General features: G+C 54.4%; 20 protein-coding genes. 4 read left to right on the top strand and 16 right to left on the bottom strand.

The features are described 5' to 3' along the window. Positions 1-2: 2 nt before the first annotated feature. Together H9I52_RS01480 and mutL are read right to left on the bottom strand one after the other, a co-directional pair. Positions 3-785, bottom strand: a complete 783-nt coding sequence (locus H9I52_RS01480; RefSeq protein WP_187452355.1) for a rhomboid family intramembrane serine protease — start codon at positions 783-785, stop codon at positions 3-5. Positions 786-884: 99 nt separating this feature from the next. Beyond that, the gene (gene mutL, locus H9I52_RS01475; protein WP_187452354.1) at positions 885-2,819 is read right to left on the bottom strand and encodes a DNA mismatch repair endonuclease MutL; all 1,935 of its coding nucleotides are present in this window, start codon (positions 2,817-2,819) and stop codon (positions 885-887) included. A 301-nt stretch (positions 2,820-3,120) separates the two neighbouring features. On the opposite strand from mutL, the gene H9I52_RS01470 reads away from it, so the two are divergent. Further along, complete coding sequence (locus H9I52_RS01470; protein ID WP_187452353.1) at positions 3,121-6,084, top strand: glycoside hydrolase family 3 N-terminal domain-containing protein; 2,964 nt, start codon at positions 3,121-3,123, stop codon at positions 6,082-6,084. A gap of 127 nt (positions 6,085-6,211) precedes the next feature. Further along, positions 6,212-7,348 carry an N-acetyl-alpha-D-glucosaminyl L-malate synthase BshA gene (bshA, locus tag H9I52_RS01465; RefSeq protein ID WP_139514496.1) on the top strand — a complete coding sequence of 379 codons (1,137 nt, stop codon included), beginning with the start codon at positions 6,212-6,214 and terminating at the stop codon, positions 7,346-7,348. Between the two features lie 109 nt (positions 7,349-7,457). Here the strand turns inward: bshA and H9I52_RS01460 are convergent, their stop codons facing one another. After that, a complete protein-coding gene (locus H9I52_RS01460) occupies positions 7,458-7,994 on the bottom strand; it encodes a hypothetical protein (RefSeq protein WP_139514498.1) in 537 nt (178 codons plus the stop codon). A 156-nt stretch (positions 7,995-8,150) separates the two neighbouring features. On the opposite strand from H9I52_RS01460, the gene H9I52_RS01455 reads away from it, so the two are divergent. After that, positions 8,151-8,504 carry a HesB/IscA family protein gene (locus tag H9I52_RS01455; protein ID WP_139514500.1) on the top strand — a complete coding sequence of 118 codons (354 nt, stop codon included), beginning with the start codon at positions 8,151-8,153 and terminating at the stop codon, positions 8,502-8,504. Between the two features lie 85 nt (positions 8,505-8,589). Here the strand turns inward: H9I52_RS01455 and H9I52_RS01450 are convergent, their stop codons facing one another. The 9 genes from H9I52_RS01450 to H9I52_RS01410 all read right to left on the bottom strand — a co-directional run bounded on the left by H9I52_RS01450 (position 8,590) and on the right by H9I52_RS01410 (position 16,474). Further along, a complete protein-coding gene (locus tag H9I52_RS01450) occupies positions 8,590-9,225 on the bottom strand; it encodes a hypothetical protein (protein ID WP_187452352.1) in 636 nt (211 codons plus the stop codon). 49 nt (positions 9,226-9,274) lie between these two features. Then, a complete protein-coding gene (locus H9I52_RS01445; RefSeq protein ID WP_187452351.1) occupies positions 9,275-9,997 on the bottom strand; it encodes a YqjF family protein in 723 nt (240 codons plus the stop codon). A 1-nt stretch (position 9,998) separates the two neighbouring features. After that, the gene (locus tag H9I52_RS01440; protein WP_187452350.1) at positions 9,999-10,883 is read right to left on the bottom strand and encodes a ChaN family lipoprotein; all 885 of its coding nucleotides are present in this window, start codon (positions 10,881-10,883) and stop codon (positions 9,999-10,001) included. A gap of 108 nt (positions 10,884-10,991) precedes the next feature. Beyond that, positions 10,992-12,368, bottom strand: coding sequence for an ABC transporter permease (locus tag H9I52_RS01435; RefSeq protein ID WP_187452349.1), 1,377 nt, complete (start codon positions 12,366-12,368; stop codon positions 10,992-10,994). 6 nt (positions 12,369-12,374) lie between these two features. Then, positions 12,375-13,319: an ABC transporter ATP-binding protein gene (locus H9I52_RS01430; RefSeq protein ID WP_187452348.1), complete on the bottom strand. Its 945-nt coding sequence runs from the start codon at positions 13,317-13,319 to the stop codon at positions 12,375-12,377. Between the two features lie 110 nt (positions 13,320-13,429). After that, positions 13,430-14,047 (bottom strand): hypothetical protein, encoded by a 618-nt coding sequence (locus H9I52_RS01425; RefSeq protein ID WP_187452347.1) that lies wholly within the window; start codon positions 14,045-14,047, stop codon positions 13,430-13,432. Beyond that, positions 14,047-14,493 carry an RNA polymerase sigma factor gene (locus tag H9I52_RS01420; protein ID WP_187452346.1) on the bottom strand — a complete coding sequence of 149 codons (447 nt, stop codon included), beginning with the start codon at positions 14,491-14,493 and terminating at the stop codon, positions 14,047-14,049. The genes H9I52_RS01425 and H9I52_RS01420 overlap by 1 nt, the downstream gene beginning before the upstream one ends. A 229-nt stretch (positions 14,494-14,722) precedes the next feature. Beyond that, the gene (gene dnaJ, locus H9I52_RS01415) at positions 14,723-15,862 is read right to left on the bottom strand and encodes a molecular chaperone DnaJ (protein ID WP_139514507.1); all 1,140 of its coding nucleotides are present in this window, start codon (positions 15,860-15,862) and stop codon (positions 14,723-14,725) included. 21 nt (positions 15,863-15,883) lie between these two features. After that, the gene (locus H9I52_RS01410; RefSeq protein ID WP_187452345.1) at positions 15,884-16,474 is read right to left on the bottom strand and encodes a nucleotide exchange factor GrpE; all 591 of its coding nucleotides are present in this window, start codon (positions 16,472-16,474) and stop codon (positions 15,884-15,886) included. Between the two features lie 178 nt (positions 16,475-16,652). Between H9I52_RS01410 and H9I52_RS01405 the strand changes: the two genes are divergently transcribed. Then, on the top strand, positions 16,653-16,952 hold the full coding sequence (locus H9I52_RS01405) for a S1 RNA-binding domain-containing protein (RefSeq protein ID WP_187452344.1): 300 nt from the start codon (positions 16,653-16,655) through the stop codon (positions 16,950-16,952). Between the two features lie 79 nt (positions 16,953-17,031). On the opposite strand, the gene obgE is transcribed toward H9I52_RS01405, so the two are convergent. The 4 genes from obgE to H9I52_RS01385 all read right to left on the bottom strand — a co-directional run bounded on the left by obgE (position 17,032) and on the right by H9I52_RS01385 (position 21,905). Further along, complete coding sequence (gene obgE / locus H9I52_RS01400; RefSeq protein WP_139514509.1) at positions 17,032-18,030, bottom strand: GTPase ObgE; 999 nt, start codon at positions 18,028-18,030, stop codon at positions 17,032-17,034. A 208-nt stretch (positions 18,031-18,238) separates the two neighbouring features. After that, the gene (locus H9I52_RS01395) at positions 18,239-18,868 is read right to left on the bottom strand and encodes an adenylate kinase (RefSeq protein ID WP_139514510.1); all 630 of its coding nucleotides are present in this window, start codon (positions 18,866-18,868) and stop codon (positions 18,239-18,241) included. 109 nt (positions 18,869-18,977) lie between these two features. Then, entirely contained in the window at positions 18,978-19,517 is a 540-nt protein-coding gene (hpt, locus tag H9I52_RS01390; RefSeq protein ID WP_187452343.1) for a hypoxanthine phosphoribosyltransferase, read from the bottom strand. Between the two features lie 156 nt (positions 19,518-19,673). Further along, the gene (locus H9I52_RS01385) at positions 19,674-21,905 is read right to left on the bottom strand and encodes a sodium-translocating pyrophosphatase (RefSeq protein WP_139514511.1); all 2,232 of its coding nucleotides are present in this window, start codon (positions 21,903-21,905) and stop codon (positions 19,674-19,676) included. Positions 21,906-21,975 lie beyond the last annotated feature (70 nt).

The following is a 21,975-nucleotide window of genomic DNA, read 5'->3' as shown; positions in this document are numbered from 1 at the left end:
ACTTAGTAAAACCGAGTGCGGGTGTGCTCCCAGAATTTCAACAGCAGAAAGCCAATCAACATTCCGCCCAAATGTGCGAAGTGCGCCACATTGTCGCCCGGCGCGCGGTGCACGCCACTGTAGAGCTCAAACAACGCGTAGAAGAACACTAAGTACTTGGCTTTGATGGGAATCGGCAAGAAGAGCATGATCAGCTCCGTGTTGGGAAAGAGGTACGCGAAGGCAAATAAAATCCCGAAGAGTGCCCCCGAAGCCCCCACCATCGGGCTATTGACGCTTCTTTCATACACGGCGTTTACGCTCTCAGTGGCAGAAGCCACAAGTCCTTTGTCCTGAGCATTGCGCTGTAAGGCCGTCGCCACCACTTCGTACCCGCGAGCCTCAGGCGCATTGGCCCTGAAGAAATCGGCAAAGTTTCCGCCGCTGGGTTCGTTTATAAACTCGATGCGGGACTCGTTCATCTTCTTCAGTTCGTAGTAACGAACGCCAGAGTACAACACGCCTGCCCCAATTCCGCAAACCAGCCAGAAGGTTAGGAACCGGTTACCGCCCCAGCGTTGCTCCAACAGGGGTCCAAAGGAAATCAGGCCAAACATGTTGAACAGGATGTGCATAAAGCCGCCGTGCGCAAACATATACGTCAGAAACTGCCAGGGCTTAAACAACTCCGAGAAGACCGGGAACAAGGCAATGAAATCGAGCCGCGGACCGAGTTGGGTTTGGAGCAGGTACACCCCAATGTTGATAAAGAGAATAATGCGAACCGTTGGGGTCAGATTGAACATAAGCACGTTAGAAAGCTAAGCATCTGATTATCAAGTATTTACAAACACAAGTACTTGACAGCCAATCACTTAACGAATCGGCTAGTTAACGAGAGAAAATCAGGGTTTACGAAAGAAGTCCTGCAATTGGCTAAGCTCCAGCAAGACCAGCGTCCGGCGGCCATCGGGCGTGTAGCTCGGCACGGCGCAGGCAAACAACCGATCCACCAAAGCATTCATTTCCACTTCCGACAACCGGCTGCTCGCGGCGCTGGTTGCTACGCGCCGGGCCAGCGCCCGCGCCATCTGCTCGCGGCGGTCGAAGCGCACGTTGCCGGCCTGGGTTTGAAACTGTTCGATCAGGCCTTCAAACAGCTCTTTTTCGTCGCGGGCGGGCACGTCGGCCGGAATGCCTTCGACCACGATGGTGTTGGGGCCAAACTCGGCAAAGCGGAAGCCCAGTGCCTGAAGCGTATCGGTTACTTCGCGCAGCACCGCAAAATCGGAGGGCGTAAACGTAACCGTTCGGGGAAATAGCAGCGTCTGCGAACCGCTGTTGTCGCGTTCCAGAGCGTGCGTATACTGCTCATACAGAATACGTTCGCGAGCCGCCACCTGATCGATAAGCATCACCCCGGACTTCACCGGCACCAGCAAATACTGCTGATGCACCTGCACCACGCGGTTGCCGGGCCCAGCATTATTTTCCCGTAATGGCAGCTCCGGACTGGCATTGGGGGCTTCGTCCTCCTCCATCGGGTCGTCGAAGGAAGGCGATTTGGGGACTTCGTCTGCCGGAGTGGGTACTTGGCCCAACGACCGGTAAAATTCCTCCAGATCGCGTTTGGCCTGTTCCGTGGGGCGCTGGGGCAAAGCGCGCTCGTAGGCATCGCTTCGGCTCGTGCGTGCTTCTTTCGAAGCAGGCGAAGCTGCTTGCGCGGCCGCGGCGGCTAAAGCATCGGGCTTGTAATCGTCGCTGAACGGATTGCGGGAATTTGGCGAAAGCCGCAACGGCTGAATCGGGGCAAAATTCACGTCACCTTCAAAATCCAGCGAAGGCGCCATGTTATGGATGCCCAACGACTGTTTCACCGCGGCCCGCACGATGGCATAGACCGTCTTCTCGTCCTCAAACTTGATTTCCGTTTTGGTCGGGTGCACATTGATGTCGATCGCTTTGGGGTCGAGCTCCAGAAACAGCACGTAAAACGGATGGGTGTCGCGCGGTAGCAAGCCTTCGTAGGCTGCCAGCACCGCATGGTTGAGGTAAGCCGACCGGATGAAGCGGTTATTGACAAAGAAAAACTGATCGCCACGGCTTTTTTTGGCCGATTCGGGCTTGCCGATAAAGCCTCGAACGGTCAAGAAAGGCGTAACTTCTTCACAGGCAGCCAGTTGCTCTTTATAGCCATTTCCCAGCAGCGCCACAATGCGCTGGCTTAGCTTGCCGGCGGGCAGGTTGAATACCTCTAGCTCATTCTGGTATAACGAGAAGGCAATCTGGGGGTTAGCCAGCGCCACATGCTGAAACTCGTCCAGAATATGCCGCATCTCAACGGCATTGCTCTTGAGAAAATTTCGGCGCGCCGGCACGTTATAAAACAGGTTCTTGACCGAAATCGACGTCCCGTCCGGGCACGCGACCGGCTGCTGGCTAGTCACTTGCGAGCCCTCTACCAGCAGCAGCGTGCCCGTATCGTGTTCGCGCTGCTTGGTACGAATTTCTACCTGCGCCACGGCCGCAATGGAAGCCAATGCCTCGCCCCGAAACCCTAGGGTGCGAATCTTGAATAGGTCTTCCGTTGTTCGGATTTTGCTCGTAGCGTGACGCTCCAGGCTCATGCGGGCGTCCGTTGGTGTCATTCCGGAGCCATTGTCCACGACCTGCACGAGTTGCTTGCCGGCATCTTTGATGATGAGCTGCACTTGGGTGGCGCCCGCATCCACGGCATTTTCGAGGAGCTCTTTGACTGCGGAAGCCGGGCGTTGCACTACTTCGCCCGCCGCAATCTGGTTGGCTAAGTATTCGGGAAGCAACTGAATCACGTCCGCCATCGGCCGGGAACTGAAGTTGAGAATGAAGGGGTTAGCGGCAGCAAATTAGGCTGGCGCGATTATCGCAGCGTCAAGCGTAGGGAAATAATCCGTAAGTTTGCGGCCAACTTTTGTGTTCGCGGAACCGAACCGGCTCCCGAATCGATGCGTTAGGAAGTGAAGCGGAAGGGTAGCAAAGGCCAATACCAGGTCATCGCCCCAACTGACCTTTCTTCCTGACACGCTCCGCGCTAGACAAAAGTAGGGCTATTTCCGCTCGCATTCAACCACGCGTTAACCTCAGGACGAACCCCAGGAGCCGATGCTCAAAGATTTTCGGATAGGAATTTTAGTACTCCTACTGACCATTACGGGGTTAGTGGTTTCGTCGTCGGCTCCGAACGACGACGATGGCACCCGACCGCCGTCGGTGGCAGAGGAGAATTGGGTCGACAGCGTTTTCAACGCTATGACGCCGGATCAGCGCCTTGGCCAGCTGTTTATGGTGGCCGCGTATTCCAATAAAGATAAGAAGCACGTTCAGCACATCGACGAGCTGGTGCGCACCTATAACATTGGGGGTTTGATGTTTCTGCAAGGCGGTCCGCGCCGGCAGGCCAGCCTGACCAACCGGTACCAAGCCGAAGCCAAAGTACCCTTGCTGATCGCCATGGATGCCGAGTGGGGCCTCGACATGCGCCTCGACAGCTCCATGCACTTTGCCAAGCAAATGACGCTGGGCGCCATGGACGACGATCAATACGTGTACCAAATGGGCCGCGAGATCGCGTTGAAGCTCAAGACATTGGGAGTACACGTGAGCTTTTCGCCGGTCATCGACGTCAATTCTAATCCCGATAACCCGGTTATTGGCAACCGCTCGTTCGGCGAAAATAAAGATCAGGTTTCCAAGCGTGGCATTGCCTACATCCGCGGACTTCAGGATCATGGCATTATCGCCGTGGCGAAGCACTTTCCCGGCCACGGCGATACCGACGTCGACTCGCACATTGCTTTGCCGGTCATCAACTCCGACATGGCCCGGCTGACGAACGTGGATCTGTACCCCTTTCAGCAGTCGTTTCAGGTCGGCGTGATGGGGGTCATGGTAGGGCATCTGTATATGCCGCTGTTTGACACCGTCCGGACGTTGAGCGCTACGCTTTCGCACAACCTCGTGACGGGGCTATTAAAAGAAAAAATGGCCTACAAAGGCCTGGTTTTCACCGACGCGCTCAACATGAAGAGCGTTTCCGGGCAGTATAAGCCCGGCGAAGTCGATGCCCTAGCTTTGGTAGCTGGGAACGATGTGCTGCTGTTCTCGGAAGATGTGCCGGTGGCCTTGCAAAAAATCAGGGAGGCCATCACGGCGGGCAAAATCACCCAGGAAGACGTCAATTACCGCGTCCGCAAAATTCTGCGGGCCAAATACTGGGCAGGGCTCAATCATTACCAACCTGTCGATTTGCCCAATTTGCTCACCAACCTCAACCGGCCCCTGAGCCGCTTGGTGCAGCAGCAAATTTATGAGCACGCCGTCACGGTGGCAAAAAATCAGGACGATGTTCTTCCTTTCCATCGTCTTGATACTCTGCGCATTGCCACCATCATGATTGGCAGCAACGCCGGCAGCACGTTCGGCGAAATCATGGGCAAGTACCAAGGAGGCGCTGTCTACACCATACCCAACCGCTACGCGCCCGATTCATCATTTCAGCGTTTGCTGCCGCGTTTGGCTCCCTACAATGTAGTGGTGGTCAGCCTTCACAACATGAACAATACGCCGGTGCACAGCTATGGCATTGGGGAGGCTGCGTTGAAGTTTATTAAGCAGCTCGAGGCAAATCCTCGCCAGAAAACGGTGGTGGTGGCCATGGGTAACGCCTACGGCCTGAAGTATTTAGAAGAAGCCCGGACGCTGGTGTGCGGCTACGAAGACAACTATCCCTCGCAGTTAGTAGTGCCTCAGGTATTATTTGGCGCTTTGCCGGCCAAGGGCCGTTTGCCCGTTACGGTATCGCCTACCTTAAAGGCCGGCACAGGCTTGCCAACTCCGGATTTTCGCCGCCTGCGCTACGGTACTCCCGAAAGCGTGGGCATGGACTCGCGCATCCTGAGCCAGATCGACAACATCGCGCTTGAAACTGTAGCTTACGCGGCCGCCCCTGGCTGTCAGGTAATTGTAGCCAAAGACGGTGCTGTCGTTTTCGACAAGAGCTATGGCAACTATACCTACGATAAATCGTCGCCGCAGCCTGTCAATAGCACTACTCTCTACGATTTGGCCTCGGTCACGAAGGTAGCAGGCACTTTACAGGCGGTCATGTACCTGAAAGATCAAGGCAAGCTTAATCTAGATGCCAAGGTGTCGGAATACTTGCCTGAGTTGCGCAGCACCAACAAGAAAGACATTCTGGTTCGCGATGTGCTCATGCACCAGGCGGGCCTGAAGCCGGGTATCCCGACGTGGGAGCGCACGGTGGGAAAAACGGGCCTGAAGCCGACTTTTTACGCGTCTGCCAAGTCGGCCGATTTCCCTAATGAAGTAGTGCCTGGCACCTACAGCACCAAAGCCGCCGACGATTCGGTGTGGGTCTGGACGTTGCGTTCGGGCTTACTACCAAAGGTAAAGGGCAAGTACCCGGTCGAGTATAGCGATCTGAGCTTCATCATCATGAAGCGCCTGTGCGAAAAGATTCTGAATCAGCCGATTGAGGAATTTTTGCAGAAGACGTTTTACCAGCCACTGGGGCTTTCTACGATGACGTACAACCCGTTGCAGCGTTACCCCAAGTCGTGCATTGCGCCTTCTGAAAACGACACATACTACCGCAAAACGCAGCTTCAGGGCACAGTTCACGACCAGACTGCGGCCATGATCGGCGGCGTAGGCGGCCATGCGGGATTATTTTCCAATGCCAATGACTTGGCGATTCTGATGCAGATGGATTTGCAGAACGGTCGTTATGGTGGGCAGCGTTTCTTCCAGACGCCGGTTGTGAGCGAGTTCGCCCGTTCGTCGGAAGCTGGCAATCGGCGCGGGCTTGGCTGGGACCGTGGCAACCCCGAAAAGCCGGAAGGCCCTACGTCAAACCTTTCACCAGCAAGCACTTTCGGGCATACCGGTTTTACTGGCACCTGCGTCTGGATCGATCCGCAAAACAAAATCGTCTACATCTTTCTTTCCAATCGGGTGTATCCGGACGGTGGCAACAACAAATTGCGCCAATACAACATCCGCACACGCATCCACGACGTTATTTACAAGTCTTTGACCAAGACATGATCTGTTGTCCGGCTCCGATTTCGAACCCTTAACCCGCACTTGGCGGTAAGACAATCTGTATAGATGGCTTACCGCCAATTTTTATTTGCCTCGTTTTTTTCTTTCCTCTCCTTCCCGCCCTGCTCCCATGAATATCGGCATTGTTTGTTACCCCACTTTCGGGGGCTCTGGAGTGGTTGCTACTGAGCTCGGTAAAGCCTTGGCGCTCAACGGCCACCGTGTGCACTTCATCACGTACAGCCAGCCCGTTCGCCTCGATTTTTTTAACGAAAACCTCTTCTACCACGAGGTATATATTCCGCCGTATCCGCTGTTCCAATTTCCGCCCTACGAGCTAGCGCTGGCGTCGAAAATGGTGGACATCGTGCAGAATGAAAAGCTCGATGTGTTGCACGTACACTATGCCATTCCGCACGCGTCGGCGGCTTACATGGCCAAGCAGATTTTGATTACGCGCGGCATTCGCATTCCGGTCGTGACAACGCTGCACGGCACTGATATTACGCTGGTGGGCAAAGACGCTAGCTATGAGCCCGTTGTGACATTTAGCATTAACCAATCCGACGGCGTAACGGCTGTGTCAGCCGATTTGCGCAAGGAAACCTACCAGTATTTCGCCATCGAGAAAGACATTGAAGTCATCCCGAACTTCATCAACCTCGAGCGCTTCAAAAAACAGAACAAAGGGCATTTTCGGGCAGCCATTGCGCCTGAAGGCGAAAAGCTGCTGATCCATACCTCCAACTTCCGCGAGGTAAAGCGCGTCGACGACGTGGTAAAAATCTTTGCCGGTGTGCGCGAACAGGTTCCGGCTAAGCTCCTGCTGGTTGGCGACGGCCCCGACCGACCGCGCATTGAGAAGCTCTGCCGCGAGTTGGGCCATTGCCACGACGTGCGCTTCTTGGGCAAGCTCGAGGCCGTGGAAGAAGTCTTGAGCGTAAGTGACTTATTCTTAATGCCTTCTGAAAAAGAAAGCTTCGGCTTGGCAGCACTCGAAGCCATGGCCTGCGAAGTACCCGTCATCAGTACCAATGCGGGCGGCATTCCGGAGCTAAACCTGCACGGCATCACCGGCATGGTCAGTGAAATCGGCGATGTAGACGATATGGTCAAGAATGCCCTTTACGTGCTCAGCGACGAGAATTTGCCGCGTTTCAAAACTGCCGCACGGGCGCGGGCGGAAGAATTTTCAGTTGATAAAATCCTGCCCATCTACGAAGCCTGCTATCAGCGGGCGGTCAGCTCACAGCTGGCAACCGCGTAGATTTATAGCAAATTGATTATCAATACATTATAAAAAACCCACCTGTCATCCTGAGCTTTGCGCAGGATGACAGGTGGGTTGTAGTTCCTTTAGCTCAGCCTGTTGTCTTTTAGAATAAGCTCGAAGCTTCGCGCTTTACAGAGTTGAGTGCTTGTTCGGTCGGGTCAACTTCGTCAGCAATAATGGTTTCCAGCACGCGCTTGGCCAGCTCGGTGCCGCGGGCGTGTTGGGGCGTAGGCAGCGCGTGGTATGCTTTGTTGATCATGGTGAGCACGCTTTCCTTGGCTTGTTTTACCTGCGCCCAGGTTTCGGCGCTCATGTAGAGCTGCTGCGAAAGGTTGTGCTCGTACTCCGCCCGAATTTCAGATATCAGGAGGCGGTGAAACTCAGGAGCGGTTTGGCCAGAGCTGTTCAGACGCACCAAAAGGTTGTTGGGCGTGATGCGCTCCAGCAGCAGCGTTACGCGTTCGTAGGCTTGGAGCCGCAGCGGCAGCGTTTCCTTGCTGCTTTGCAGGCGCAGCTCAATCAGGCGGCGTTGCTGCTCTTTTTCTAGGTATTGCTGAATCAGATAAAATATAGAACCCGCCACAATGAGGGCGGGCAGGATGATTTTGAGCAGGTCGAAAATGTATGCGGTAGTATCCATGCAGGAGTGCAGAAAGGAAGTTGAAGGAGGATCAGTCCGTAAAGGTAATCGGTGAACCGGACGGGCCATGCTGCTGTTCTATACGAAACGAGGCTACACTATGTATGCACACAGCTTCGTATCTTTGCACTCTACTTTCCTAAAAACGAACGCACTATGGCAACGGCCGTTTCAACCAAGCTTGCTCCTATCAGCCTCACTCCCCGCGCCTTGGAGGAGGTAAGAAATATCCTGCGCGAGAAGAATGTGCCCGGCGAGTACGGCCTTCGCGTGGGCGTACAAGGCGGCGGCTGCTCGGGCCTGAGCTACCTGCTCGGTTTCGATAAGCCCAAAGACCAAGACGAAACCTACGACGTGGACGGCGTTACGCTGATCATGGATAAGAAGCACGCCATGTACGTGATGGGCATGGAAGTCGATTTCCAAGATGGCCTCAACGCGCGCGGCTTTGTATTCAACAACCCACAAGCAAAGAGCACTTGCGGCTGCGGGTCGTCGTTCTCGGCGTAAGAGTTTATAAATTATAAGTTATAAAAAAAGCCTTGGCTTCGTAGCCAGGGCTTTTTTCGCACCTAATAAATTGATATTCAGATACTTAGCCGAAATCAAAAGGATAACCTATTTCCTGAAGATTCGACTCTAGTTGTAGCCAATCCTCCACCACTGGTACAATGGCAAAGACGAGCTTTTTCGTTAGTGTTTCGCCCCGATAGAGACTCGCTACGGCAGCCAGCGAGGGAGCTGGCCGGTCCTGATTCTCATCGTAGTATTCGCTGGCCCACTCGATATACGTTTGGGGGTTGCTGTCGAGTATATCCAAGAAGTCCTCCGAAGCATCGTCGTCCTCCCCCAACTGCCCCAGTTGCCACTTGTGTGCTGCGGTGTACCACAGGCAAAAGGTGGTTCCGATGGAGCTAACGGGTTCGCCAAACATAAACTCGTCAAACACAGCCGGCAAGCCGCGCGTCAACTTGTTCTTGTCCGGCTGATCGTACTCGGGCGCATAGCCATTGATGACGCATCCTTCGGCGCGAAACAAAATCAGCATTTGGTCGCCTTCGCCGTCGCGCATCTCAAACATCTCCTCGCCTTCCGCCCAATCCTTGTTGTAGAAGTAATAGCGGTATTCCCACTCCGGCGAGTTTAGCGCATCCAGCACAGAAATCGCTTTGCAGATGCGCTGTAAGTCTGCTTGATCCGGTAAATCCCTGTAGTTGGCGGTAGAAAGCATAAGACGATAAGTCAGAGTACAGGCCTGCTACGTAGTAGGGCATTTATTTTCAAACTCTGCCCCCACCCATCACTTTTACCGCTGAGCCGTCGGCCAGAAACACAGATTTTGGCTGCTGTTGCAATGGCTCCACGAATTCTGCACCGTAGAGTGCTTTTACGTTGCAGTGCTTCTCGAATTCTACCACCTGCTGCATGTTCCAGCGCGGATGCACGACTTCGTATTCCGACGTAACGGCTTCGCTCATTTTAGTGTAGCCCCAGTAGTGCTCGGTAATAAACTCCGCTTCACTGCCCGCCGGAATCGGCTGCGAAACCGTGTCGGCGGTAGCTTTCAGAAAATTCCATTCGCCTTTCACTTTCCAGTTGTATTCTACTTTCAGCTTGCCCGCTTCGGACGAATCCCAGCGGTAGCGCATGGGCATCGCGGCATATTTTTCTTTGTACAATGTATTCGTTACCAACACGATAGCAATACGCGGCACAATCTCCTTCACAAACACCACGCCCCGCTTCCAAGTGTTGCCGTCTTTGTAACGGACGTAAAAGCGCAGATTTACCTCCTCAAAAGTGCGGTGAAAAGGAAAAGCAATGCCGCGCACTTTCGTGTTTGTGAACAGAAACCCAATTAGGCTGGCGTAATGCGTGCCGTTCCAATCGTCGAGCTCAACCCGGCTGGGCAGATACTTCTTTAAGATTTGAGGATCAACTTCATAGTTGGCCATCAACAGGTTGCGCCATTCTGCCGTCAGGAACGTGACTACTTTACCCATGCTAATACGTCTTGGTCATGTCGGCTGGCACAACCAGCACGTAATCAGCCTTCTTCAAATTCTCCTTATCCAGTTTTCCAACTTCTTCCTGAGACACAGTGCTAATCGTGCGGATTTTCAAATTCGGGTCGGCTTGGTGGAGGTAATAATAAATGCCGTCGAAATTATCGGAGTGGTAGCTGCCGTTTAGGTGCAGCAACGTCTGGCCGGGTTGGCGGCTTTGGCGAATGAAATAGGCCATCGTGGCGTCTTTGAGCGCCTGTGCCTGAATGATGTTTTGTACGCCTGCACTGGCGTGGGCAGCGTCGCCACCAAACATCTTCACCATGTTTTTGTAGCCCGGCAACTCATAATCAACAGTGATGGGCAACGGGGCCATCCAGGCCTTTTCGTCGGCGGGCAGTGCATCCAAGGCGCTGAGGCTGCCTTTAGCCACTTGCGAAGCGTAGCGGCGCGGCACGTTGGTACCAACAAACGCAAGATGCTGTTGCTGAGCAAATTGCAAAAGCGGCTTGTAGTCTGTGGCATAGTTGGGCCACGGGCGGCTTTGTTCTTCAAAAGCTTTTGCGTCCAGTTCGCCGGTGTTGTACTGAAGCACCAGAGGCTGCACGTCGCGCTCAAACATTTCGGCGCCGAGTACAAGCTGCGCGCCCTTTAGCCGAAACAAATCCTTGGCGATTTGCAGCTCCAGCCAGTGAGCGATAGGGTCGTTGTGCTGCTCGCCGAAGAGCACTACGTCGGCTTGCGACAGCTCTTTGAGCATCTTATCGTAGTCGGCCGACTTGCCGGCAGCGGTGAAAAGGCGATAGGCCGGTTTGGTTTTGGGCGGGGCGAAGCTCATCAGCGTAAGCAGTGACAGCAGTAGAAATAGCAGGTTTCGGATCATGGTAGAAGCAACAAACGAAGGCAGGTAAAGATCAGAAACTATGTACGCAGAAAGCCCCGCTACCGGGATAAACCTTGGTAGCGGGGCTTTCGAAAGGAATTCAGCGACTTATCCTTTATACGTTATCCATTTCGATAACTCTTTGTAATTCACCTTCTTACCGTACATCAAAATACCTACGCGGTAGATGCGGGCGGCTACCCATACGGTGCCCAGAAAACCCAGGATCAGCAGTGATACCGACAAGGCAATCTGCCACAGCGGCACGCCAAACGGGAGCCGAATGACCATCGCAATGGGCGAGGTAAACGGAATCATCGACATCCAGAACGCTACCGGGCCATCGGGGTTAGGCAGAATCACACTCACCCCCACGATGTAGCTCAGAATCAGCGGCATCGTGATGGGAAACATGAACTGCTGCGTATCGGTCTGGTCGTCGACGGCGGCGCCAATTGCGCCGAACAGGGCGCCGTAGAGCAGGTAGCCACCGAGGAAATAAATCAGGAAGCCAATGGCAATAGTACCCAGTGGCAAGTCGCCCAAGGCGCTGAAAACTGCCATTCTGCCGCCCATTGCCATGGCTTCGGGACGAGTATTGGGTTGCTTTACAGTAGTAGTTGCGGTGGAAGTAGAATTTGCGTCCGTACGCGACTTGTTTAGGGCAACGGTCGCGGCCGGATCGGTTTTGGCGGTGCTGGCTACGATTGTTCCTACCAGCGAGCTCGCCCCAAACGACAGCACGCCCCACAAGATGAACTGCGTCAGGCCGACGGCCGCGATGCCTACGATTTTGCCCATCATCAAGTCAAAAGGCTTCACCGACGACAGCATCACTTCCATAATGCGATTAGACTTCTCTTCGCCTACCCCGCGCATGATCTGCACGCCGTAGATAAAGATGAACATGTAAATGAGCAGGGCTAGCGCGTAGGCGGCACCTGAGGTGGCTAACGCATTGCTACTCTTCTCTTTACCTTGTTCGTCAAGGCTTACCGAGGTGATATTGACTTTGGCACGCAAGCGATCAAGCTGTTCCTGCGAAAGGCCCGAAGTTTTCATCCGCAGCTCCGAAAATGCCTTATTCAATGCCGATTCTACGGCACTCTGCTTTTTCAGGCTTACGTTGCCTTTGGCGTAAAACTGAATGCCTTCGGGATCGTCGGCGTTGAGGTTGGGCGGCAGGTACAGCAAGCCGTCGTGCTTGGCTTTCTGAAAACCTTGCTTGGCCTGTTCCAGCGTACCTGTAACCGGCAGAAACACCAGCCGATCGCTGGTAGTCAAGCGGTTGGTTAGGGCCAGGCCACTCTCATCGCGCACTTCGATCACGTCGATGGAATCCTTGTCCGACATGGCCAGCTTGGCGATGAAAAAGAAGAAGCCGGCCGTCAGGAGCGGCACAATAAGGGTCAGGACCAGGAAACTGCGCTTCCGCACCCGAGTCAGGTATTCGCGCTGGGCGATGAGCCAAAATTTGTAGTTCATAAGGGCTTACAGAAGGGCGTTGGCAGTTTCGAGGGTTTCGGGCATGGTTTCCTGCACCCGGCGAATGAAGATTTCGTTGATGCTAGGGATTTTTTCACGGAAGGCGTGCACCTCCACGTTGTTAATGAGGTAGCGCAGCAAGTCGTTGGGCGTGGTGTTGTGGTGCAGACGAATCTGGTCGTAGAAGTAGCCGTTTTCGCGCTCTTTGTGGTCCAGCACCTCAAAATCGGGGTGAATAACCATCAGGCGGCCTTTGCCTTCTACCTCGTAGGTATTAGTTTTGAAGGTGTCCTTGATCTGGGCCACCGGGCCGTCGAGCACCTTGCGTGAGCGATTGATCAGGGCGATGTTGTCGCACATTTCCTCCACCGACTCCATACGGTGCGTCGAGAAAATAACCGTTGCGCCCTTCTCCCGCAGCTCCAAGATCTCGTCTTTGATCAGGTTCGCATTGATGGGGTCGAAGCCGGAAAAGGGCTCGTCGAGAATAATCAGACTGGGCTCATGCAGAACGGTAGCAATAAACTGCACTTTCTGCTGCATCCCTTTCGAGAGGTCTTCCACGTTTTTGGCGGCCCACACCTTGATGTCGAAGCGCTCCAGCCAATACTTAATGCGAGCGGTGGCTTCGGCTTTGCTCAGGCCGCGTAGCTGGGCCAGGTAAAGCAGCTGCTCGCCCACTTTCATCTTTTTGTAGAGACCGCGCTCTTCGGGCAAGTACCCGATCTGGGCGATGTGGCTGGGCTTCAGCTTTTCACCGCGAAACCGAATCTCACCTTCGTCGGCCCCCGTAATCTGGGTGATGATGCGAATGAGGGAGGTTTTGCCGGCGCCGTTGGGCCCGAGCAGGCCGAAAATACTGCGCTCCGGAATGTCGAGACTCACGTCGTCGAGGGCAACGTGGTTGGCGTACGCTTTCCGCACGTTCAGGGCTTGGAGAATGTTACTCACGGCTTCTGAGGTAGAGGTTTGATCATGCTAAATGTAGGAAAGTGGCCCGGACTTTCGGGCGCTTTAGGAGGCGGTTGTCGATGCAGGATAAGGGACATAATTCTTGGTCATTAGCTGCTTTGCAATTCCCGTAAGCATTCTTCTAGGCGGTCGAGGTGCTGGCCGTAGAGTCGCTGCAGGTACAGCCGCGTTACGCTGGCCACCGGCAGGTACAGCAGCGCCGGCAGCAGCACCACCAAGCCCACCACCAGCGCAATGCCTGGCAATGTAGTGAGGCTTATGTCGCGCTTGGCAGTTGACGCTACCATCAGCACCTGCACAAAGCCCGTTACCGGCAACATGGCCAGGGTGAAGCGGAAGTAAAAGCGAATAAGCGCGCGCAGGCCGCTCGCCAATCGCAGCAGGTGGGCGCGCAGGTCGCCCGCGGGATCATCCATGCGGCGCAACAAATGCAGCTTGCGCCACAAGTACACAATACAGACGCCACCCACCACCACCAGTACCCAGCCTAACATCCGCACCCAGAATGGCTGCGCTAGCCAAGCTAGCGCCAGAGAGACTAGCAGCACCCCAAAATTCAGGTACAGTTCCAGGCGGGCACTGCGCCGCAGCCGCTCGATGATGCCATCGGACTGCCGGGCCAAGATAGCATCAAGTTCCTGCTGCTCAATAATTTGGGAGGAAGCAGGTTGTTGCTGCCAGCGCCGCCGCAATTCATGTAGTTCCATTATTGAATGACGCTAAACAGGTGACGTAATTTTTCTTGGATGCGGTGCATTTTCACCCGCACGTTGTTTTGGGTAATCCCCAGAGTATCAGCCATTTCCTCATAAGTATGCTCTTCGAGGTAAAGCAGGACAAACGCCTTTTCCACGTCGGAAAGCCGCTCAATGGCTTTGTATAGGGCTTCTATTTCTTCCTCATCGTAGCCACTTTGCGGCGCTTGGGCAACGTTGAGTACTTCGTCGTTCAACTCATCGGTGCCGGCTGCACGAGTGCGCCGTCGCAGACTGGAAATTGCCACGTTCAGAGCAATGCGATACAACCAGGTGCTTAGCTTAGCCCGCGGCTCGTAGCGCGGATAGGCACGCCAAAGCTGGAGCACGATCTCCTGAAACAGGTCTTTGCGGTCGTCGGCATCCTGGCAATACAGCCGACAAATCCGTTGAATCATCGGCTGATGCCCGTTGATTACGGCAACAAAAGGCGGGGCGTATTCGGGTTGCAAGGGAGGAGTTTCGCCAAAGTTCACTGTATGAATCGCAGAGTACGCGCTCGCATTACAGGGAAATGCGGAAAAATTTCCGGAAAGCTATATTTAAAATAACGCCATTTGAAAGGCACAAAAAAAGCCCGCTTCTTTACAGAAGCGAGCTTTTTATAACTACTTGTCTATCAATTACTTATTGAAAGTATTCTTTTACTTTCTCAAAGAATCCTTTTTCGTTTTTGCCAGGGTTCGGCGTAAAGTTGTGCGAATCGCGCAGCTTTTCGAGAAGTTGCCGCTCTTCGTTGCTCACGTTCTTGGGCGTCCAGACGTTGATGTGAATCAGTTGGTCGCCGCGCCCATAGCCGTTTAAGTCTTTGATGCCTTTGCCGCGCAAACGCAGGATCTTGCCGGGCTGCGTGCCAGGATCAACTTTGATTTTGACCTTGCCTTCAATGGTCGGCACCTCAATGTTCGCGCCCAACGCCGCATCTACAAACGAGATGTATTGGTCGAACATGATGTTGTTGCCGTCGCGCTTGAGAAACTCGTGCGGTTCTTCCTCAATCTGGATGAGCAAGTCGCCGGGCACGCCACCGCGCTCGGGGTAGTTGCCTTTGCCGTTCATGCTTAGCTGCATGCCTTCGGCCACTCCCGCCGGAATGTTGATCGGAATGATCTCTTCCTGCAACTGCCGGCCTTCGCCGTGGCATACGTCGCACTTCGAGCTCACGATTTTGCCTTCACCATTACAGGTCGGGCAAGTAGAGGAACTTACCATCTGGCCGAGCATCGTATTGACTACGCGCTTCACTTGGCCCTGGCCGTGGCAAGTACCGCACTCTTTCAAGTCGGTGCCGTTTTTGGCGCCGGTGCCCGAGCAGGTATTGCACGCCACGTAGCGCTTCACCTTGATCTTCTTTTCCACGCCGTTGGCGACTTCCTCCAAATCAAGCTTGAGCTTGATGCGCAGGTTGGAGCCTTTTTTCACACGTCGGCCATTGCCGCCGCGGCCACCACCGCCGAAGAATCCTTCGAAGCCACCGCCGCCGAAAATGTCGCCGAATTGGGAGAAAATATCCTCCATGTTCGGGCTGCCGGCACCGCCGTTCACACCTTGGTGGCCGAAGCGGTCGTAACGAGCCCGCTTGTCGTTGTCCGACAGGATTTCGTAGGCCTCGGCGGCTTCCTTAAACTTGTCTTCCGAGGTTGGGTCGTCGGGGTTTTTGTCGGGGTGATACTTGATGGCCACCTTGCGATATGCCTTCTTAATCTCCTCCCCCGACGCGGTCTTGGCGACACCCAACACCTCGTAATAATCTCGCTTCGTTGCCATTGCAGTTTGTATGCGCGTCTTTTATTGGCCCAGCACTACTTTGGCGTGCCGGATGACTTTATCACCCAGGTAGTAGCCCTTCTCCACTTCGTCCACCACTTTGCCCTTCAAGTCTTCCGAAGGCGATGGAATCTGCGTGATGGCTTCGTGCAAATCGGGGTCAAAGGCGCCACCTTTGGTTTCCATGCCAGTTAAGCCCTTCTGTTGCAAGGTTTTAACCAGCTTGTTGTAAATGATGTCGATGCTTTCGCGCACCACGTTGGCGTCGTCGGCATCTTTGGTATAGGTACGAGCCCGCTCAAAATCGTCCAGCACCGGCAGCAATGCCACCATCAGTTCCTGGTTAGCCGTCTTGAACAAGTCAGTGCGTTCTTTGGCCGTGCGGCGCTTGTAGTTTTCAAACTCAGCAGCCAAACGCAAGTATTTATCTTTCAGTTCATTAACCTCCGAGCCGGCAGAAGCCTGCGCTTTGGCAGCGTCGTCGGTTTCAACCTCGCCAACTTCTGGAGCGTTGGGCTCTTCGGGCAATTCGCCGGCAATGTTATCGGCAGCAGATGCTGCGGTAGGCTCGGCAGTGAAATCGTCGGGATGTGGAGTTTTATCGTCAGCCATATTCGCTAAAAATCGTCGGAATCGGGTAAATCGGTTAGCCATGGGGCGGACACTAAGGGCACAAGGAACTTGCCAAAGCCCAATTGGCTGTCAATCTGGCACGGAAACCTCACAACATAAGCAGTTAGTTCAGACGTGATGACGGAAAAGTCCGACATTCACAGCACAATCATTTGCTATGCAGTCTTTTAAATTCCCTGAGTACACTCAACAACAGTGGAACGAATTCATGCTGGCCTTTCCTCCGGGCACACTAGTACAAGGCGTTGTGACAGCCTGCCCAATATTTGGTGTCTTCGTCCAGCTTGATGAATTGCCGGATGTAAAAGCCCTACTTGAAATTATTCATTTCCGGAAAATTGAAGAAGGACTAGATCATCGTATTGAATATCCTAAGGATTACCCCTCTGTTGGTAGCCGAATACAAGCTCGTGTACTAGGATGGAGTTTACAGCCCCACGACGTTCGGCTAACATAACTCAGTCACTTACAGTGGATTCATCAAGGTTAACAGACATTGAAGCCTCTTGAGACTTCAATGTCTTCACCTCTTTCGGTTACTCCTTAGCGTGCAACTCCTGCCAAATCATATCCTTCAGCTGCTGAAGATTTTTGTTGGCTAAGCTGGAAATGAACACGGTGGGCAAATCCTTGGGCAAGGTTTCCCGGATTTCGGCTTCCAGTTCGTCGTCGATCAGGTCGGCCTTGCTGATGGCCAGCAGGCGGCGCTTTTCCAGCAGCTCGGGGTTGAACTGTTCTAACTCACTGAGCAGAATGCCGTACTCGGCGGCGATGTCATCGCTGTCGCACGAGATCATGAAGAGCAAAATGGAGTTGCGCTCGATGTGCTTTAGGAAGCGCGTGCCCAAGCCGCGGCCTTCGGCGGCCCCTTCGATGATGCCCGGAATGTCAGCCATCACAAACGACTGATAATCACGGTAGGCCACCACGCCCAGGTTCGGAACCAACGTTGTGAAGGCGTAATCAGCAATCTTGGGTCGGGCGGCTGATACGACCGAGAGCAAGGTACTTTTGCCCGCATTCGGGAAGCCGACCAGGCCTACATCAGCCAGTAGCTTCAGCTCCAGAATTATCCATTCGTCGATGCCGGGCTCGCCGGGCTGCGCGTAGGTGGGAGCCTGGTTGGTGGCCGATTTGAAGTGATCGTTGCCTAGGCCGCCGCGGCCGCCGGGCGTCAGGATCACGCGCTGGCCGTGCTCGGTGATCTCTACTTTTTTCTCGCCGGTTTCGGCATCGCGGGCGATGGTACCGAGCGGTACGGGCACCACAATGTCTTCGCCCTGTGCGCCAGAACGCAGGTTTTCGCCGCCGCCCTCGCCGTGGCCAGCAATGATGTGCTTGCGGTATTGCAGGTGAAGCAACGTCCAGAGCTGGGAGTTGCCTTCCAGAATGATGTGGCCGCCCCGACCGCCGTCGCCGCCATCAGGACCTCCGTTGGGCAAACCTTTGGCCCGGAAGAAGTGATGTGAACCTGCCCCACCCCGGCCCGAGCGGCAGTTGATCTTGACGTAATCGATGAAATTATTGGAAGCCACTGCGTAAAAAATTCTGAAGGGTGAATGTAGAAGACGAAAGCATACTCGCCTCGCTGCAAAACTCTGCACAGAGGGCAAAGCGAAGGACCTTTCTGGATTAGATCACAAATGCCTGGCAATCAAGCAGTTATAATATAATCCAAAAAGGTCCTTCGCTTTGCTTGGGAGGACAGAGAAAAGGACGTCGCCTGTTGGCAACGCCACAAAGTTACGCCTTTACTTCGTCGGTCGCTTCTTGACTGTCCGTTACGGAGGTAGCGGCACCTTGGTGACGGTCGATTATGGCGCAAATCTGCCCAAAAATATCTTCGATGGCGCCGATGCCATTAAGGGCGTGAAACTTGCCCTGCGTAGCGTAGTAGCCGGCTACCTGAGCGGTTTCGGTGTTGTACACCGTTACACGCTTCCGGATTTTGGTTTCGTCCTGGTCGTCGGGGCGACCACTGGTTTTGCCGCGCTCCAGCAGGCGCGTAACGAGTTCTTCCTCATTTACTTCCAGCGCCACCATGCAGGTTACGCCGGTATTGTAACGCTGGGTGAGGGCGTCGAGGCTTTCGGCCTGAGGCACGGTACGAGGAAAACCGTCGAAGATAAAGCCGGCCGCGCTGGTGTTATTGGCTAATTGGCTCTCAATCATACCGATAACTACTTCGTCGGGTACGAGCAGGCCTTCGTCCATCAATTTCTTGGCCCGCAGCCCCAATTCAGTGCCTTGCGCAATCTGTGAACGAAGCAGATCGCCTGTGGAAAGATGCACGAGGTTGTAGCGGGCAATGAGCTTCTGACTTTGCGTTCCTTTGCCGGCGCCGGGAGGGCCAAACAGTACAATATTCAGCATAAAGCGAGGAGTTTCGCGGAGGGAAAAACGGGTGGTTTTGGGAAAGATAACAAATCAGGGCTAAAACGCCACGTACGAAGTTCAGCAGAACTCGGCCGTAGTAACCCGGCTAGAAAGCTTTGTAAACGTCGGGGAAATTGCGGCCAAGGCCATCGTAATCAAGGCCATAGCCCACGATAAATTCGTTGGGAATGGATAGCCCGATATAGCGAATATCCAACTCGTGTTGCAGGCATTCGGGCTTGATGAACAGCGTCGCTACCTCCAGCGAGGCGGGCTGCTTAGCACGCAGCGTCTGGAGCAGGGCGCGCATCGTGTGGCCGGTATCCACGATGTCTTCCAGAATAACGATGTGGCGCCCCTCGATTTCTTCTCGCAGCCCCAAAATCTCCTTTACCTCGCCCGTTGTGCTGGTGCCCTCGTAAGAGGCGACGCGAATGAAAGCGATTTCGCACGGAACGTGCATTTCCTTCATTAAATCGGCGGCGAACATGAAGGAGCCGTTGAGCACAGCCACGAACAGCGGCTGTTTGTCGGCATAATCGGCGTTGAGGCGCGCCCCTAACTCTCGAACTGCGGCAGTGATTTCAGCAGCGGGCAGGTAAGGTGCGAACTGCTTGTTATGCAAAGAGATAGAAGACAAGGGCATCCGAGTGGGGTTGAGGCCTTAAGCGAAAACGTGGCCAAAGGTAGTAGAAAAAAAGCTGCCCCTCCGGCTTGGAGAGGCAGCTTCCAGATGCGAGTTGATAGTAGGCTACGGCTCGAAGGTGAGATCAATAGCCAGAGCGCAGCGACGAATTTCGGGTTATTGTCTTTCGCGCAACAACATAAATAAGGCTTCGGCGGCTTGAGGGGCCACGTCGGCGTAGCGCACTTTGGGCCGGATATCCAGTTCGTGCTTAGGCAGTTCGACGGGAGCCATGCCCCGCTCGGGAGCGGCGATATGGGGCGCAATAACCAGCGAAACGATGCTCATCAGCTTGATAAGAATGTTCATCGAAGGCCCGGAAGTGTCTTTGAACGGATCGCCTACGGTATCGCCCGTTACGGAAGCTTTGTGCGCGTCGGAGCCTTTGTATTGCATGGTGCCATCGATCATCACGCCTTTTTCAAACGACTTTTTGGCGTTGTCCCAGGCGCCGCCCGCGTTGCTCTGGAACATGGCCATCAGCACTCCCGAAACCGTCACGCCGGCCAATGTGCCGCCTAACACTTCAGGCCCCATCGTAAAGCCGATGATGATGGGCACGATCAGGGCGATAGCGCCGGGCAGCATCATCTCGCGAATAGCCGCCTGCGTTGAGATAGCCACACATTTCTCGTATTCCGGCCGGCCGGTGCCTTCCATAATGCCCGGAATCTCGCGGAACTGCCGCCGCACTTCCTGCACCATGGCCATGGCTGCACGTCCTACGGCCGAAATTGCCAGCGCAGAGAAAATGAACGGAATCATGGCGCCCACGAACAGGCCGGCCAGCACGCGGGCATTGCTGATGTCGATGCTAGTGATATTGGCCGTGCCCATGAAGGCGGCAAACAATGCCAGCGAAGTAAGCGCAGCCGACGCAATGGCAAAACCCTTGCCCGTAGCGGCCGTGGTGTTGCCTACGGCGTCCAAGATGTCGGTGCGCTCACGCACTTCTTTGGGCAGTTCGCTCATTTCGGCGATGCCGCCCGCATTGTCGGCGATCGGGCCGAAAGCGTCGATGGCGAGTTGCATGGCCGTCGTAGCCATCATACCAGCAGCGGCAATGGCTACCCCGTATAGGCCAGCGCATTCATAAGACAGAATAATACCAGCAGCTAACACAATGATTGGCAGCACAGTAGACTCCATACCGACGGCCAGCCCACCGATAACCGTAGTGGCGTGGCCCGTGCTGCTTTGCCGCACAATGCTCATTACCGGGCGTTTGCCCATCGCCGTATAGTACTCCGTAATGATGCTCATCAAGGTACCTACAATCAAGCCTACTACTACGGCATAAAACACGTTCATGGCATTGAACGTGACGCCACGGATTACCAAATCGCCGTTGGGTAATATCCAGCGGATCAGGAAGAAAGCCGCAACAGCTGACACAATTACCGAGATGTAGTTGCCTAGGTTCAGGGCGGCCTGCACGTTGCCGCCTTCTTTTACCCGCACGCACAAAATGCCGATGAGCGAGGCCACAATGCCCATGCCCGCAATGGCCATCGGCAGCAGAATGGGCGAAAGGCCGTTGAATTGGTCACCAACCGCCACTACTTCCCGGCCCAACACCATGGTAGCCAGAATGGTAGCTACGTACGAACCAAACAAGTCGGCGCCCATACCGGCTACGTCGCCTACGTTGTCGCCTACGTTGTCGGCGATGGTGGCGGGGTTACGCGGGTCGTCTTCTGGGATGCCAGCTTCTACTTTGCCCACTAAGTCGGCGCCTACGTCTGCGGCTTTGGTATAAATGCCACCCCCAACCCGCGCAAACAACGCGATGCTCTCCGCCCCGAGCGAGAAGCCCGTCAGGACTTCCAGCGCCCGCTCCATTTCGATGCCGTTGGCGCCTCCGTTGTAGCGCAACACAAACATGTTGTAGAAGATAATAAACAACGAACCCAAGCCTAGCACGGCCAAACCGGCTACGCCCATACCCATTACAGAACCTCCTGAAAATGAGACATTTAGTGCTTTCGACAAACTAGTTCGCGCGGCTTGCGCGGTACGCACATTGGCCTTCGTCGCGATTTTCATCCCAATAAAGCCGGCCAAAGCCGAAAATACGGCGCCGATAATAAAGGCAATCACGATTACCGGGCTCGACTTTTCGCCAGTGCTGCCTAGGTAAAACAAAAAAGCACTGGCAATCAACCCAAAGATGGTCAGCACTTTGTATTCCGCTTTCAAAAAGGCGATGGCGCCGTCGGCGATGTAGCCGGCAATGGTGCGCATTCGCTCGTCGCCAGCATCCTGCCGACTAACCCAGCCCGATCGCAGCCATGTGTAAAACAACGCCAATACGCCCAAAGCGGGCACTACGTAAAGAAAATTCGTCATAGAAGGCGGTGGTAAGATGTGGGTGTTTGGATTTTGGAAAGAATTGATTGCTATGGGGTTGTAAAATAGA

Origin of the sequence: Hymenobacter sp. BT491 (genome assembly GCF_014349165.1) — a bacterium.
Lineage (GTDB): Bacteria > Bacteroidota > Bacteroidia > Cytophagales > Hymenobacteraceae > Hymenobacter > Hymenobacter jejuensis.
The sequence above is the reverse complement of the archived record's forward strand: the minus strand, read 5'-3'. Positions and strand labels throughout refer to the sequence as shown.

Bases quoted from the DNA above. Each gene is read 5' to 3' on its own strand.
- H9I52_RS01480 (WP_187452355.1), bottom strand. From the start codon at position 785: ATGTTCAATCTGACCCCAACGGTTCGCATTATTCTCTTTATCAACATT.
- mutL (WP_187452354.1), bottom strand. From the start codon at position 2,819: ATGGCGGACGTGATTCAGTTGCTTCCCGAATACTTAGCCAACCAGATT.
- H9I52_RS01470 (WP_187452353.1), top strand. From the start codon at position 3,121: ATGCTCAAAGATTTTCGGATAGGAATTTTAGTACTCCTACTGACCATT.
- bshA (WP_139514496.1), top strand. From the start codon at position 6,212: ATGAATATCGGCATTGTTTGTTACCCCACTTTCGGGGGCTCTGGAGTG.
- H9I52_RS01460 (WP_139514498.1), bottom strand. From the start codon at position 7,994: ATGGATACTACCGCATACATTTTCGACCTGCTCAAAATCATCCTGCCC.
- H9I52_RS01455 (WP_139514500.1), top strand. From the start codon at position 8,151: ATGGCAACGGCCGTTTCAACCAAGCTTGCTCCTATCAGCCTCACTCCC.
- H9I52_RS01450 (WP_187452352.1), bottom strand. From the start codon at position 9,225: ATGCTTTCTACCGCCAACTACAGGGATTTACCGGATCAAGCAGACTTA.
- H9I52_RS01445 (WP_187452351.1), bottom strand. From the start codon at position 9,997: ATGGGTAAAGTAGTCACGTTCCTGACGGCAGAATGGCGCAACCTGTTG.
- H9I52_RS01440 (WP_187452350.1), bottom strand. From the start codon at position 10,883: ATGATCCGAAACCTGCTATTTCTACTGCTGTCACTGCTTACGCTGATG.
- H9I52_RS01435 (WP_187452349.1), bottom strand. From the start codon at position 12,368: ATGAACTACAAATTTTGGCTCATCGCCCAGCGCGAATACCTGACTCGG.
- H9I52_RS01425 (WP_187452347.1), bottom strand. From the start codon at position 14,047: ATGGAACTACATGAATTGCGGCGGCGCTGGCAGCAACAACCTGCTTCC.
- H9I52_RS01420 (WP_187452346.1), bottom strand. From the start codon at position 14,493: ATGATTCAACGGATTTGTCGGCTGTATTGCCAGGATGCCGACGACCGC.
- dnaJ (WP_139514507.1), bottom strand. From the start codon at position 15,862: ATGGCAACGAAGCGAGATTATTACGAGGTGTTGGGTGTCGCCAAGACC.
- H9I52_RS01410 (WP_187452345.1), bottom strand. From the start codon at position 16,474: ATGGCTGACGATAAAACTCCACATCCCGACGATTTCACTGCCGAGCCT.
- H9I52_RS01405 (WP_187452344.1), top strand. From the start codon at position 16,653: ATGCAGTCTTTTAAATTCCCTGAGTACACTCAACAACAGTGGAACGAA.
- H9I52_RS01395 (WP_139514510.1), bottom strand. From the start codon at position 18,868: ATGCTGAATATTGTACTGTTTGGCCCTCCCGGCGCCGGCAAAGGAACG.
- hpt (WP_187452343.1), bottom strand. From the start codon at position 19,517: ATGCCCTTGTCTTCTATCTCTTTGCATAACAAGCAGTTCGCACCTTAC.
- H9I52_RS01385 (WP_139514511.1), bottom strand. From the start codon at position 21,905: ATGACGAATTTTCTTTACGTAGTGCCCGCTTTGGGCGTATTGGCGTTG.